At 38.6% G+C, this 15,087-nt stretch carries 14 protein-coding genes; 5 read left to right on the top strand and 9 right to left on the bottom strand.

What is annotated here, in order from left to right:
• The first annotated feature begins 102 nt into the window (after positions 1-102).
• On the top strand, positions 103-903 hold the full coding sequence (locus tag BGP15_RS18945) for a 3-keto-disaccharide hydrolase (RefSeq protein WP_286753401.1): 801 nt from the start codon (positions 103-105) through the stop codon (positions 901-903).
• A 177-nt stretch (positions 904-1,080) separates the two neighbouring features.
• Here the strand turns inward: BGP15_RS18945 and BGP15_RS18940 are convergent, their stop codons facing one another.
• The 8 genes from BGP15_RS18940 to BGP15_RS18905 all read right to left on the bottom strand — a co-directional run bounded on the left by BGP15_RS18940 (position 1,081) and on the right by BGP15_RS18905 (position 10,143).
• The gene (locus BGP15_RS18940; RefSeq protein WP_286770494.1) at positions 1,081-2,319 is read right to left on the bottom strand and encodes a Ca2+-dependent phosphoinositide-specific phospholipase C; all 1,239 of its coding nucleotides are present in this window, start codon (positions 2,317-2,319) and stop codon (positions 1,081-1,083) included.
• A gap of 10 nt (positions 2,320-2,329) precedes the next feature.
• Complete coding sequence (locus tag BGP15_RS18935) at positions 2,330-5,134, bottom strand: TonB-dependent receptor (protein WP_286770493.1); 2,805 nt, start codon at positions 5,132-5,134, stop codon at positions 2,330-2,332.
• Positions 5,135-5,381: 247 nt separating this feature from the next.
• Positions 5,382-6,554, bottom strand: a complete 1,173-nt coding sequence (locus BGP15_RS18930) for a helix-turn-helix domain-containing protein (RefSeq protein ID WP_286770492.1) — start codon at positions 6,552-6,554, stop codon at positions 5,382-5,384.
• Between the two features lie 103 nt (positions 6,555-6,657).
• A complete protein-coding gene (locus tag BGP15_RS18925) occupies positions 6,658-6,840 on the bottom strand; it encodes a hypothetical protein (RefSeq protein ID WP_046675119.1) in 183 nt (60 codons plus the stop codon).
• Positions 6,841-7,039: 199 nt separating this feature from the next.
• The gene (locus BGP15_RS18920) at positions 7,040-8,704 is read right to left on the bottom strand and encodes a hypothetical protein (protein WP_286770491.1); all 1,665 of its coding nucleotides are present in this window, start codon (positions 8,702-8,704) and stop codon (positions 7,040-7,042) included.
• Positions 8,705-8,736: 32 nt separating this feature from the next.
• Positions 8,737-8,898: a hypothetical protein gene (locus BGP15_RS18915; RefSeq protein ID WP_286770490.1), complete on the bottom strand. Its 162-nt coding sequence runs from the start codon at positions 8,896-8,898 to the stop codon at positions 8,737-8,739.
• 403 nt (positions 8,899-9,301) lie between these two features.
• Complete coding sequence (locus BGP15_RS18910) at positions 9,302-9,760, bottom strand: helix-turn-helix transcriptional regulator (protein WP_286770489.1); 459 nt, start codon at positions 9,758-9,760, stop codon at positions 9,302-9,304.
• Between the two features lie 131 nt (positions 9,761-9,891).
• On the bottom strand, positions 9,892-10,143 hold the full coding sequence (locus tag BGP15_RS18905) for a hypothetical protein (protein WP_286770488.1): 252 nt from the start codon (positions 10,141-10,143) through the stop codon (positions 9,892-9,894).
• 861 nt (positions 10,144-11,004) lie between these two features.
• Between BGP15_RS18905 and BGP15_RS18900 the strand changes: the two genes are divergently transcribed.
• From BGP15_RS18900 to BGP15_RS18890, 3 genes are all read left to right on the top strand, one after another.
• Positions 11,005-11,382, top strand: coding sequence for a nuclear transport factor 2 family protein (locus BGP15_RS18900; RefSeq protein ID WP_286770487.1), 378 nt, complete (start codon positions 11,005-11,007; stop codon positions 11,380-11,382).
• Positions 11,383-11,413: 31 nt separating this feature from the next.
• Complete coding sequence (locus BGP15_RS18895; RefSeq protein WP_286770486.1) at positions 11,414-12,490, top strand: DKNYY domain-containing protein; 1,077 nt, start codon at positions 11,414-11,416, stop codon at positions 12,488-12,490.
• A 218-nt stretch (positions 12,491-12,708) separates the two neighbouring features.
• A complete protein-coding gene (locus BGP15_RS18890) occupies positions 12,709-13,890 on the top strand; it encodes an MFS transporter (protein ID WP_286770485.1) in 1,182 nt (393 codons plus the stop codon).
• A 99-nt stretch (positions 13,891-13,989) separates the two neighbouring features.
• Here the strand turns inward: BGP15_RS18890 and BGP15_RS18885 are convergent, their stop codons facing one another.
• Complete coding sequence (locus BGP15_RS18885; protein WP_046675113.1) at positions 13,990-14,370, bottom strand: YidH family protein; 381 nt, start codon at positions 14,368-14,370, stop codon at positions 13,990-13,992.
• A gap of 224 nt (positions 14,371-14,594) precedes the next feature.
• Here BGP15_RS18885 and BGP15_RS18880 point away from each other — a divergent pair, with 224 nt between their 5' ends.
• Positions 14,595-14,990: a hypothetical protein gene (locus BGP15_RS18880; protein WP_046675112.1), complete on the top strand. Its 396-nt coding sequence runs from the start codon at positions 14,595-14,597 to the stop codon at positions 14,988-14,990.
• The last annotated feature ends 97 nt before the right edge of the window (positions 14,991-15,087 follow it).

The following is a 15,087-nucleotide window of genomic DNA, read 5'->3' as shown; positions in this document are numbered from 1 at the left end:
TAACTGGAATGAGCTACTACTGTCCCTGATATTTCCTAGATCGTAAAATTTAGTGTAATATATCGTATCTTGCTATCCAATTTTAAACCAAACATCAATGTTATGCGAAGAATCCTTTACTCCATATTAGCTACCGGCCTTATTTTTGCAGGATGCGCAGGAATGAAAAGCCAGGGAGATAATACTGGCTGGAAATCATTATTTGACGGAAAAGACATCAATGATTGGTTTGTTAAAATTCATCATCATGATGTCGGTGTAAACTACGGAAATACGTTTAGAGTCGAAGATGGAATAATTAAGGTCAGATATGATCAGTATGATGATTTTAATGATCAATTTGGCCATTTATATTATAAAACACCCTTTTCTTATTATCATTTAAAGTTTGAATATCGATTTGTAGGCGCGCTCCATAAAGGTGCCCCCTCCTATACGCTTCGTAACAGCGGCGTGATGTTTCATTCGCAGGACCCCAGAACAATGTTGAAAGAACAGGACTGGCCTATTTCTGTCGAAATGCAACTTTTAGGAGGATTGAGCGATGGTCAACCCCGTCCTACAGGAAATATGTGTTCCCCTGGAACCAATGTGGTCTATCAGGGCAAAATAGCTTCCTCACATTGTTTAAATTCTACTTCGAAGACCTATGATGGTGATCAATGGGTTAAAGGGGAATTGATTGTATTGGGAGATTCGTTAATCAAACACATCATTAACGGAGATACCGTACTAGAATATTCAAAACCTCAGATTGGAGGTGGAACGGCCAATGGGTATGACCCCAAAATGAAGATCGATGGTAAGTTGCTCAGCAGTGGATTTATCGCTTTACAGAGTGAAGGTCAACCCGTAGATTTTAAGAATATATGGATTAAGGAGCTGCCTAAACCAAAGAAGTAAAAAGAGGCTAACGTAAGGAAAAAAGTACAACAATAGCGTTTTTGAAGAGAAAACGACGGTGTATATTATTTCAATTGCTGAAAAAGCTTGAGTGAACAAGTAAGATCATTCAGAAAATTTCTGAACGACCTTACCTGTTCATTTATTCAAGTGTATTTGCAATAGCGACCGACAGACCTACCGTTTTGTAGATATCATATCCTTAGATTTTTTCTTCATGCTATTCACCGGATTCCGACGGGCCACCTTACCACTAGGTAGCTTTACATAGTAAGAAGTATTATAACCATTTCCAGGTCGAAAAAAATCTGTTGAAATGATCTGAGCTCCACTACTGAAAGCAGCATTAGCCCTACTGTAATCATTGATTTTTGCTTCAAAGGTTTCAATATCAGACCTACTACGTACGATATACCCATCCCTCACCAAACGTCGAATTTCTTCCTGACGAACCAAAGCATTGTCCAATAGTATAAATGAAGCAAAACTATCATTGGGTTCCGACTGGACAAACATGATACGCTTCTCAAGATTAGGCCTATCTTTAACATACGCTGATTCAAGGTTCATTCCTGCTGTTGCCGGCAACAGCAGGAAGATAAATTTACCACGAGCGGATTTAACAGTGGGCCAATGACCAGAACGTATTGCCTCACGTAAAGTGCTGTAGTTTCCACGTACATCGTCAGGTGTAACAAGCTTTTCTCTTCCCAATACCGCAACAACTTCAGCATCCAACTGATCAAAAGCCTTATCATCAAATGGAAGTACTTCAGCACTATTAGGAAAAATCGGAATCCCTTTGTCTTTGGCCTCGACCATAATAAAAATAGGGAGATGTCCGGGATGCTTTTCAGACCATTCCCGTAGCGCTGTAAGACCAGCACGGAATGTCGTATAATGTGATCGAAAATCAAAATCAGCAATATGAAGCATCTTGAAACCAGGCTTTTCCAAATCCTCTTTTTGATACGGAGCAAGATCCGAAACCCCCATTTTATTGAGGAGCTCATAGCCCGCAGGTTTATCAAAGCGATGTCCAGTAGGGTCATAATATACATCCATTTCTAAACTACGGATTCCACTATCAAGTTGCACATCGAAAGGTGGATGGTCGTACTTTAATCCTTCACTCATGGACATCGCATTAGGGTGAAACTCCTTAAAGGAATTAAGTTTATCTGGAGGGAATAGCGTTGACATCTTTTCCATCATCTTTGAAAAAATAGGATCTGCATAAGCCGAAAGACGAGGATCCACGGGTTTAGCGTAGCTATTGTGTGTCCCAAGGACTTGAATCTGGTTGATCTTTAGTTGGTCCAGCTCTGCCAGTTCGGTTTGTTGGCCAAAGCTCGTTCCAATACCCATTATAAGCAGGGATATTGCGGTTAAAGTGATTTGTTTCAATTTCATCATTGTTGTCATTTTAAAAAAGTTTTGCACTGATACCAATTTGACCACGGACAGAATACCATTCAGCCTGCTCAGCACGATCGTATACACCATGGTAATAGCGTACCGGGGCACCAGTAATATTGTTTAACTCGGCAAATAGCCTAAACTTGGCGTTAATAGCGTAAGAAGAAGAAAAGTCAACTGAAAAATTACTCGAATACCATCGGTAATGTTCTGGTCCGGCGATTTGACGAATAGCATCAAGATATTTCCCTTTATAATTTCCGGCAATACGAGCCATAAATTTGCTATTTTCATAGATTAGAGAAACGTTGAAAAGATGTTTGGCCTGTTTAGGAATCGTACTCTTATCTTCCATTAATTTTCCATTGTCGAAGCGCGGAACTGTAGCTTTTGAATCTGTAAACGTATAATTCGCATCGATTCCAAATCCTTTCCATATTCCGGGCAATTCGGTAAACCTCTTTGATATGCCGGCTTCGAAGCCTGCGAGCCACGCATTTTTGAGGTTATCCGGTTCATTGACATTGAACATGATACCATTGATATTTTGCGTAGACTGATTGGAATAAATCAGGTTAGAAAGCTTTTTATAAAAAGCGCCTGCTGAAACCATGCCTATTCCACCGAAATAATGTTCGACCATTAGATCAAAGTTGCTGGCAAAAGTGGGTTTCAAATTAGGATTTCCGCGTGTGATCACACGATTGATATCATCCTGGACCGTACCTGGATTGAGATTTCCAAAATCAGGGCGCGCAAAACTTCGTGTGAATGCAAGTCTAATAATATCGTTTTTTGTTGCATTGATCTTTACATGTACCATAGGCAGAAAGGCATTGTAGCTATTGTCCTGATTGATAGCTTCAACATGCGTAGATTTATCGGCAAGCGTTGATACTTTGTTACCCGAAAAAGTGACTTTGTTATATTCGTTTCGTAAACCAGCAATAAGGGTAAACTGCTCAGTCAGTTTGTACTCCGCGGAGCCATAAATAGCGTAGACATTTTCCCTTCCGCTGTAATAGTTGGCCGCTCCGGAGGCATTTGTAGCGGAATCGATTCGGAAGGGGTACAACTTGTTATCTGCAATTCCTGCTGGTGAAGCAAGCTGCTTTACGGATTCCATGGAAATCTGGTCAATGAGTACATTGTTATAAGGTGATCCTATTTCCGTCAAAAAACCGCCACGATACGGATAGGATTCAGTCCCTAAACGAGCTAAGCTCGGAGCAGGTCCTGAGACACCGGCCACATAAATACTATACGGATTCTCTACCTTCTTGTCTTTGTGAATAAATTTGCCACCAAATTTAACGGTCAATGAATTGCTCGGTGTATATTTTAAATTGACACCAGCACGTTTGTTGCTCTCCTCGTTTTTACTTCTAATATTGACGACTTGTGTCAACTTCATAGCCTCTGCACTAATTGGAGAGGAAGGTGAAAGATGTGGCAGGATTCGATCAATATTGTCCCCTACTCCGTCGGGTGAATCCATCGCCAAGTATTTCTTTCCATCTGTAGCCATGCCTTCGTAGGACACCTTCTGGGAGAAAGTAGCCATCGGGTAGTAGTCGGGATCCTTAAATTTAAATGAAGATTGATCGACACTAAGTGCCCAGTCCAAGCCTAATTTTTCTGAAAAAACAGACTGCCCGCTCAGCTCTCCGGAATACAGATTGGTATGATAATCTGCCGTCCTTGTTGTAATCGTTGCTGTCTTAGTATTAAAATAGAAATAGTTTTCCCGCACACGCTGAGCATCTAGATATTCACTATATAGGCCCTTGACCATAATTTTGTGTTTCTCGTTGAAGGCATATTCCAGCCCTCCATTAAACCCAACAGTACGCCTATGGGCAATATAATCGCGCAGTTGAAGATCTGTAATGGAAAAAGCTTGGCGCTTATCGCTGTTTCCAAAATCATAGTTTAGATTGTATCGATCTTGGGCAGCTGTTCGGTCCCAGATTACTGCAGAAAGAATGTACCCTAATTTACCTTTGGCAATACGATCTCCAAAAAGGACAGAACCATTGTATGAACCTCGTTGAGATTGCCCATTATATCCACTAGCGGCATTGATGTTGAGTGTACGTTTAAGAGGGGCCGCTTTGGTAATAAAATTGATGGATCCACCAATAGCATCTCCTTCCATATCGGGAGTAATAGCTTTTGACAATTGTACATATTGAATCATTTCCGATGGGAAAATATCCATCTGAATTCTCCTATCAGCATAATCAAGACTAGCTGAAGGAAGTCTATTTCCATTTAACAACGAAGCGCTCCACTGGATTGGTGTACCCCGTACGGAAACATAGCGTCCTTCTCCTTGATCCCGCTCAATGGAGACCCCTTGAATACGTTGTACAGCTTCGGCGGCATTTCGATCGGGCAATTTACCAATGGCATCTGCCGCTAACACTTCCATAATGGCATTTGCCCCTTTCTTGATGTTCAATGCTTTGACTTGAGAGCCCGCAGAAGAACCAACAACAACAACTTCACCGAGACTATTATTGGAAGGCACCAATTTAATATTCCCTAAATGGATCCCTTCTTGGGAAACTACTGTATCAAGTGTGAACACCTGATAGCCCGTGTAGAAAATAGAAAGCCTAATATGTCCCTTTTCTTTTAAAATCAATGTAAATTTACCATCTAAATTGGTTTGTGCCGCCAGCTTTCCAACTTGTACTGTTGCTCCGGGCAATACTTCATCAATAGTTGAAGTAACAGTTCCCGTAATTTGTTGTGCCTGTATAAAAAAAGGCATCAACACAATCAAAAAGAGTAACGTCCTTTTCATATCATGTAATCAATTTTTGTTATTTGATACGAAATTGATGTTTCATAAACTACAGATCGTCTTCCTCGATAAAGAAGTACCTATCGCTTACGACAAACAACACAACAAACTGTATATATGTTATTTACAAAAATTAATTTTGTATTAAGCTTAGGTTATCGATAAATTGGCACCGGGTTAACGACGTAGAAATACGCCTTTTCCATAGAGAAAAGTAAACGTAACTCGGAAATGCTGCATTAAGCCATTAGGCCTTGAGTAGATTGAAATGCGCTGCGTCCTTGAGATAGGCCGATGGGGTGCAACCCTGGACTCTTTTAAAATATTGATTAAATGAAGATTTGGAATGGAAGCCGGCCTGAAATGCTAACGAGAGAATATGAATACTTTCGCCTTTCTTTCTGCACTTATCCATCAGCATCACCACCTCCTTAATCCTATATTCATTGATATACTGATAAAAAGACTTTTCTTTGTATTGATTTAAGGTTTCTGAAAGGTGATGGCGCGATACATCCGCTTTTGCCGCTAGACTTTCCAATGTCAGATCGGGATCCAAAAAAACTTTATGATTGGACATCAAATACTCTACCTTAGCCAAAATACCTGCATAGTCCAAGCTGCTATTCTTTTCATTTTCCTCCACAGGAAAAGAGCGCTGTTTTTTACTTTCGACACCGATCGGTTCTTTCTCATTATTGACAGATAGCTGTTCCTTGGCTTCCTCCAGCTGATAAACATGGACATAGAGGAAAGAGCTTATTTTTACATAAATAATCGAGATACAGATAATCGACAATATCAAATAGATAACGACACGAAGCCACAAATGGATAAAAGAAAAATAAGGGGTTACATCAAACAACTGAGTCCAGATCGTGATGATAAGAAATGCAAGACCTATTAGTAAGAGTAAAAATGCAGCCAACCTAACCATCCCTTTTTCCAATTTCCAGAACACCGATATCGACTTTATCTGAGCCAAAATCTTTAAAGGGTAAGCAATATATAATATCGTATATGCATAACCTGACGTCGAATTGTATTTTCTTATAAATGGCGGTAGCTCCCCAGCATTCTTAATTACATAAGCAGCAATCCAAAAATAACCGATTGAAGCACCTATAGACGGAAGCATAGCAAGGAGAACATCAATGGGTTTCCCGCGATGTCCGAGATAGCGCACATAACACCATAGTAACCCTGGATAAGCTAAAGCAATAAATGTATTAAACTGTTGGTGGATTTTTGAATGGGGCCAAAAAACATTCAGAGCAAAACTGATTGCCAAATGCAAAAATATGGAGGCTAATAAGTAAGAAAGAATATTATCATGCTGTCCATTATTTTTTCTATTCTTTAATAAAACACCCAATGCCAATAATGCCTGGGTGGCCCCTACAATAATAATATAATTCACGTCCGTAATCTGACTAAGCTGTTTCGCGAAGTTAAGAATCAGGTATTATCAAATTGTTAAATATGCTATCCGCTACCTATTCAATATTTGACATAGCAAAGTATTAAGTAAGTTTATTACTATCGCGCAAATATTTTCTTAGCCAGATGATGACTGTCCTCCTATCCTGTACATTATATTTTTCCATGGCTTCTTCAAGCCACAACTCGCCATTAACAATTGCATTGATGACGTCCGTCTTCACTTCTTTTGTAAATCGAGGTCTAGCTTTATTATTTTCATTCATTAAACTGGTTTTTATAACTGGCTATTCATTACGCTCATATCGCGTACACAATCGGGCGTTTTTAATTAAAGATAGGGGAACATAACAGGTCACTATGATTGTAAAAAGCAACCTGTTAAACAGGTCGCTTTTATCGCTATTTAAACGAAAATCCAAAATTCTAATTAAATAGCTCATTAATCATCATAAGAACGCGATGTTAATTCCTTACACAACGCACATTTTTCATCTGTGTCTCAATCAAATCTATACCAATGACAGATATGTTGAGTAGATTTGCTGTCAGATCTGCACTATTATTCCCGAAGATTCCTTTTTCACCGTGGTAATACCAGGCACCCAACCCAAGTAGTCCTCCAATTTTAATACCCGAGGAACCGGTCCAGATTTCTGCGCGTGTTCCAAAATTGCCCAGATTGATCTGTACAAGACCATTCACCACAGCGAAAGAGGTACTACCTCCATTGAAGTTAAAGTGAAGTTTGTTATTTGGATATGGTGCAGCTGTTCCACTTGCGTTATATTCAAAATAACCTCTACCGTTACTTGTCCCGTATGTAGGACTCTGACCACCGATTCCCAAAAAGCCGGTCAGCTTCCGAAAATCGCTTTCACTGGCTTGGCGCCACACACCTTTTGGGTAAACTTCGTTACAAGGATCACTATTGACCCCGAATCGATCTGGCACTAGCCCTTTGAATGAAAAGTAGGTATTTCTGGCATTTGAATGCGCATAGGTATGGTGAAAACGATAGGGATTATGTCCTGCCTGATAATAAATATTCTGTCTCGCCCATCTTACCCCGTCGACAGTTAAAGGTGATTCTAACAAATTGACCAATAAACGATGGCTGTTTCCTAATACTGGTGTAATATTGAACGCAAAATTCGCTGGAGTCGATGAGAATTGGCGCGTTGAATTATCATCTATTTTCAAAGCCAAGTTTGAAACATTTACTTTTATCCCACCAGACACCGCTGCCGGGTCCGCAGTATACACATAAGCGATTTTTGCATCTTGGTAAGCCGGGTCAATATCCGCAAAACTTGAAAAGGCTATTTCTTGATCGGCAGAAATTAAGTTTGAAAGTGTACCGTTAACAACATCGATTGTGGCAGTTTTTATTCCTGCGATCTCTACCTTAGCCCCCGTCATATTAGCGAACATCCCCATCGAATTTAGTTCTACCCCCAAACGGGCAAATTTATGTTTAAATAGAATGTTGATCGGAACATTCACATTTGCACCCCCCGTGGGTACAGCAACCTCACCCATTGCATACAACACATCTTTTCCCGCTGGAAGTGCAATGGTTGTATTGCCCGTATTTATGTTAGGGATATCTTCACCATTATTGTAAGATAAAGCTACCCATTTATAGGTTTGGCCTTGCGTTACATCAATTGCTCCTTGGCTACCTGTTGTAAATTGGGTAGATGATATCAATTGGCTGCCGTCTTGTGAAAACAAGAATAAACGATAAGTAATGCCATTGTCCATCGCGGCGGCACGTGCCCCTTGTGCAGATGCTGCTGCGGCCTTGGTTGTAAACTGGGCCGCCTTAAATGGAATATTATTATCTACTTCAATCAATGCGTCAAATTCTGGAAACTCCAATAGTTTTGGACCATTCAAATTAGTCGAATTTGTACTGGCTTTACCTTTGATAGATGCTGTCTGCTGTGTCTCATCTATGCCCGATACTTTGAGAACCAGCTTCGTACCATCCAGTTTTGTCCCTTCCTCAGTCTGATCAATACGACCGTCTTCCTTAGAACATCCAAAGAATGTAACTGTACTTCCCAACAATAAGGCAATAGATGTAACGCTCCAACTTAAACGCTTTAAACGTGATATTTTCATAAAATTGTTAATTTAAATAAATAGATGTTAGTTTATAAATCACCATTTGCTTCGCCTCCAGAACCATTTCCCCAATCGCCAACACCAGGATTTGGAGTTCCCGTACCGCCCGAACCGGCAGCAATCCCTTGTTCCAGCTCAATTGTTTGCACCTCCATAGTAGGTGCTTCGTAGATTTTCTTTTCTTTTTTCATTTTTTTTTAAAATTTGGTTTAATTAAGTCGATACTTAATTGAGTTAAGCCTAAAAATGACCTAAACAACATTACCAACAACATTTACGCAAACTTATACACGAAAGAAGAAAATTATTTAAAAACAAAGATTACATTTTGACCACAAACATGACTACAATTTGACCACACAATACGTAACAACCTAATAATCAACCAAGTAAAAACAGAAGAATACGGTATAATGCGATACAAACGTAGTCCACCTCAGAATATAACAAACTATAAAACAAATAGATAAAAACGTAAAGAAAAATACAAAATACAAAATCAAACAAATTAACCCAAATAAACAACCTATCGGCTTCAGCGGAAAGCAATAAAAAATGTGCCCTAAAAAATAAATCACAGCTTATCATCTCGGTCTAAACTAGACTTTGCAAATAGGCTTCGAGATCCACCTGTTTTTCTAATTTCAGCTTTTGTTTTATTCGATACTTCGTCACACGAACACTTTTGGGTTCAATATGAAATGCAGTCGCAATATCAAGTGTACTGTGCTGCAGGTACATGTATGCGCAATGCTTTAATTCGAGTGCAGTGATCTTGTTTTCAGACAGCGTTCTTAGCTTTAGAAAAAAATCAGGGTTGATGGTTTGAAATTCGCGAATAGGTTGTCCCGTTACTTCATCAAATCGCAGTTCATCTTTTATCATCCGTTCAAATACACCAGCATGTTCATTGCCCTCAGTTTCTACGAGTACGACCTTCAAATGATCAAGGAGTTTATTTTTGCGTTCGATCTGCAATGCATCAAAAAGAGCAGCCTTTTGCATCTGTTCATTTTGTGATTGTAGTACTTGTATTTGAGAAAGCAATTTCATCCGATCGTCTTTTTGATAGTCAAGCTCAGCATTTAGTCGGTTTTCTAAATCATCATTCCGTATTCTTAGTTTTATACATTCATCTGTCTGAGCTTTATATTTTATTCTGAAGAAGAAACTTAACGTAAGAATCATAAGAAATAAGATGACACCATGCTTCCCCAAAATATACTATGATATTGTCGATGTTTAAGATCTCTTTCAATTGTGTTCAACACTTCAACAATTTCAGTTCCCTGTCCATTTTGACTTAATTGAATATCCTTGGCGCCACTTCCTAACAATCCTTTCGTTCTCCATTGGTAGGTCACATGCAATAACGGCGTAACATATCCTTTACTTAAATATGTCTTTTCCAACGAATAAAAGAGCTTTTTTTTCATCTTTATGGCATATACTGGAATATATCCTGACCTTGTAATATCTCTAGAAATTTTTTGATTAAAAAATAAACCCTTTACCATGATAAGACCTTTAATTATTAGTTTCTTGATTTCAAATAAGATTCATATAACAGCTTTTGATCAATGTAAACGACCGATAAGTGGTGTACAACAACTAATTGAGCATCTGTATCTTGTTACTTTTCGGCAGGAACCTTTCATTGGCAGTTGATTTATGGCTGAAATCTTTCTCAAACAAATAAGCCAAAAATTCAAAACTTAATCAAGGGTTAAAAGGCTTCAATTTGACCACAAAAACACACTAGAATGACAACAAATCGACTACAACATGCTACAAATTCGTAACTCAAAATATAAAACAATCCATTGTAACGTAACACACGCGCTGTAAAAGAACATCATAAATTAAAATATTTTCGACCCTACCTTCAATAAAACTCTCCCATTATCCAAAAATTTCGAAGACAGAAATAATGCCATAACCAATCACCCTTGTAGCTAAACAGCTACAACTATATCCCCTGAAAATTATATTACTGCAACCGACACGAGAAGCATGAACCAGTAACCTTTTTTTTTGCCGCTTTTCTCCGTATAGTACTAACAGCGTGCAGACTATGAAAATATCTGGCTAAAAAGCTACCTACACCAAATAAATAAGGAGCTAAAAGAAGGTGTAATTAATTATCTCAAATTGTCATAAGGAACTTAAACAGTTACTGTTCTCGTGGAACATAGCGCGCAAAAAAGAAATTGTCAAATGGCGAAAGCTCAACAATGATTTAGTATTTTTAAAATAATAAACACTTAAAACAAAGATGGTAATCATCAGATTTAACTATGGACAAAATAACAAAAGAAGATATTGTCGAAGCTGAGAATCAGCTTTTTGCGGCTCAGCTAGCAAGTGATGTAGATGCTCTTGACCTCCTTCTGTACGATAGCCTGGTAGCAATTGCGCCAGATGGCCAAATGCTAACAAAAGAAGTGGATCTAAATGCGCATAGGTCAAAGGCAATGATTATTGAACAAGCCACAACAGAAATCAATGCGATCAAGCTCGTGGGAGATACCGCACTTTCAGTCGTTACGATGACGGCCAAAGGTCAGGTTATGGGGGCACCACTCGAAGGAAAATTCCGGTATTTTAGAACCTGGAAACGCATTGACAACTCATTAAAGGTTATTGGGGCAAGTTTTATGCAATTACCCTCATAAATAATTGGTAATAACTAATTAAAAAAAGAATATGTTAGCACATATCTGCATTACAAAAATTATAAAACGTGCTTTTTTTGTAGCTTGTATTTTTTCTTGTTTTCTTATTTCTTGTCGAAATATTGGCCAACCCGTCAATAAACAAAAATCGGGTTCCTATTTTATTGATTCGAAAGGGCAGATCGCTTATTGTCAGAATGGAAATTGGTTTAGCTTGGGTATTTCACAAATGCAGGCTGACGCCAAATCGTTTGAAGTCCTGTCAGAAGATATCGCCAAAGACAAAAATGAGGTCTATTTTCGTGGGATGCCCCAAAAACTTGTGGACAAAAGTTCCTTTTATGTTGACCAGCAGATTCCAAAAGATCGTTTTCACGTTTATTATATCGATCAGGTCCTGGGCTTCCATATTATCGAAGGCGCAGATCCGAAGACATATGAAGCGGTTGCGGGTCATATAAACTGGGCACGCGACAAGGATCATTACTTCTATTCGAATGATCCCATAAAAGTCGACAGGAACACCTTTTCGTTCATCAACGATTACTTTCTAAAGGATAAAGACTCCGTATATATTTCACCTAATGTTGGTACCTTTGAGGCAATTTTAGCCAATACTGGAAACGTTGAAGCGATTAACAAATATTACATAAAAATTTATGACACGATTTATTATCCGCCATTTCAACAGGGGTTAGCTATTGTAAAGAGGCCATTTAACACCATTCACAAAATTCGTGTGCTTGATCAGGACCATATCAATATCGACAATAAAACTATTCTATTCAGAGGAAAAGATTTTAAATATGCGCATGTTGATGCCCCCTCTTTTAAATTATATCCTATTGATGAAGAAATTGACTCTTACGGAAGCAACTCCTATTCAAAAGACAAAAGTCACGTGTTCTATAATCAGGAAATAATCCCAGGTGCCGATGTAAAAACATTTATACCCTTGGGCAATGATTTTGGAAAAGACACAAAAAATGTGTTTTATAAAAACCAGTTGCTTGAAGAAGTAGATGCAAGAAGCTTTAAGAAGGAAGGCGATTTTTATAAGGACAAACTTGGCAATAAGTTTAGTAGCCTTACAGGAAATAAGGTATAAAATCCATCATGGAAGCAATTAGTCAGACTTTAAGCGCTATACATCAAACAACATTCTCTTCCTTCCTTGGGTTCGCCACAATCCGACCAATATAACAATTTCTTTTTCCATTACTTACAAATTTGTTAGTAACACACAAATAGCTGCTTGACACCCAGAAGCAAGTATTTGCCTTTACATTTGCTCGTATAATTAATCATACACAACAGTTTTTATTTATGAAAAAATACGCATATATAGGCGCTTTGGGTTTTCTCGCAGTAATCACAACAGAGTTTGGCATTATTGGCATCTTACCGCAACTAGCCGATCATTATCATATCAGTATCGATAAAGCAGGTTATTTATTGAGTGCTTTTGCTTTGATCATTGCGATAACTGGGCCATTTATGACATTACTCGCTTCGGGATTCGACCGCAAGAAAGTCATGTTAACTGCCATCGCTATTTTCTTAGTCACAGCGATTGTCTCTTCATTATCCCCTCCTTTTTGGTTACTGCTTATTGTAAGAATTCTTCCGGCCTTTCTCCAACCTGTCTATATTGCAACAGCATTGTCTGTCGCCATTTTAAAAGGGGGGAAACAGAATGAAAATGAGCTTATGAGTATTGTTTTCAGTGGTGTTGCGATAGCCATGGTAACAACCGTCCCCTTCGCCACCTACATTGCCAGTCTCTCTTCTTGGACATATTCTTTCACAATACAGGCAGTTGTCAGTATATTCGCGCTATTGGCGATCTATCTTAACATTCCTCCGTTGCCCGTGAAAGAAAAAAAAACCTATGGAAGTCAAATGAAAATATTAACCAAGCCCATCTTTTTGGTCAGCACCGCCATGAATTTCTTTATGGTATCAGCTTGGTTTTCTACCTATAGTTACTTCGCCGAGTATTTAAACAAAGCAAAGAATATGGACAGTACCATGATTAGTTATATGTTATTTGTATTTGGTATTATCGGAGTCATTGCTAACTGGGTTGCAGGGAAAATGCTCAACCGAAATATTACGTTTACCACGGCCTTTTTCTTATCGGGTACACTTATTATCCCCTTACTACTGTATTTTTCCGATGGCAATCTATTCGCCACGGTCTGTACGATTGCCTTGTGGGGATTTCTTTATTCTCCTAGCTTCTTAAACGCATCTACCTATATGATTTCCTCTGCACCCGAGGCGCTAGAATTTGCCAATAGTCTAGCGACTTCATTTGGCAATCTTGGGGTAACCTTGGGAACTACCGTAGGTGGCTGGATTATCGTTTCGAAAGGTGTAGAATTTTCGCCATGGCTTACGATGGGCTTTGGTTTTCTTGCTTTTTTGATGATCGCCCTACGACAGTTTCTAGAAAAACGTAGCGCAATAAAGCAAATAACGGTCGCGCAGTGTACATCGCAATAATATATTTTGCCCGTATCGTAAATAGCGAATGCACGGTCAATTTAGATCTAGTTAGCGTGAATAATCATTCCAGCGCGAACTAGATCTAACGCTTTCTCCTTAAAGACCATCGATAAGATACCAGCTCAGAATAATACCTATGACAAAAATTAACACAGCCACAATCGTGATGCTATTTGAAGTTTGAGTAAAGTTTTCCGCTTCAATTTGTTTGTTCGTTTTACGATATTTAAAGAAAGCGACAATAACTGTCAATGCACCTATGACTACAATGGAAACGCCAACAGCGCCAGAATGTTCATGCTGTGAGCCTGCAACTACATCTTTTTTTAAAATGAGCTCAATCTGACGAATAAATAATGAAAATTTAACAACTACAAAACCGAATCCCATAATCCCTAGGCTCGTCCGGATCCAAGCAAGGAAAGTTCGTTCATTAGCAAGATGGTCATTTACCTTTTGGGGGGTATTTTTAGTCATTCGAAATAAATTTTGATCAACAAATACGTTAAAAGAATTATAAAATTTATACCTAGCCTTAAGCAACCTGTTATGGCTGTGACTATGCTTTAGCACATATCGTTCACAGGTTAGTCAATTTTTTAAGGTTCAGCAATCATTTTGTTTGTTTTTCAATAAAACGCTGCAGAACGTTGAAAAGTTTGATTAATATTTTAATGATATTTTTTATAGCTTTGTTTAGGATGAAAAAGCTGCTGGCTATATGCTTCTTGACGATTTACATCGCGTCGGCAACCGAAATTTCACAATTATTGAGATTTCCGTTGTTGATTGAGCATTATTTTGAGCACAAAGTAAAAAATCCAAGCCTCTCTGTCGTCGATTTTCTGAACGTACACTACAGTGGGTACCACCTAGAGAATCACCCACATGACGATGACTATGAGAAAGATCAAAAACTTCCTTTTATGATGCATACAACCTCATACAACGCTGTTTTTGTGTGCCCCCAAATTGCTGCTATCAAAATTAAAAATAGATCCTTACCCGAAAAAAATAACAATACCGCTGTTTGGAATGATCAGTTTATAGAGGATACATTCATAACTTCCATTTGGCAGCCGCCCAAATTCTGTTAATACATCATACTTCTTATTATTTCGGTTGAAGACTTCCACCCGACCATAACTTTCACGTCAGTAAAAGTTTAAGTTTTGTCATGTCACAATTGCATCC

Origin of the sequence: Sphingobacterium sp. 40-24 (assembly GCF_001899705.1) — a bacterium.
In the GTDB taxonomy this organism is placed as follows: Bacteria; Bacteroidota; Bacteroidia; order Sphingobacteriales; family Sphingobacteriaceae; genus Sphingobacterium; species Sphingobacterium multivorum.
The sequence above is the reverse complement of the archived record's forward strand: the minus strand, read 5'-3'. Positions and strand labels throughout refer to the sequence as shown.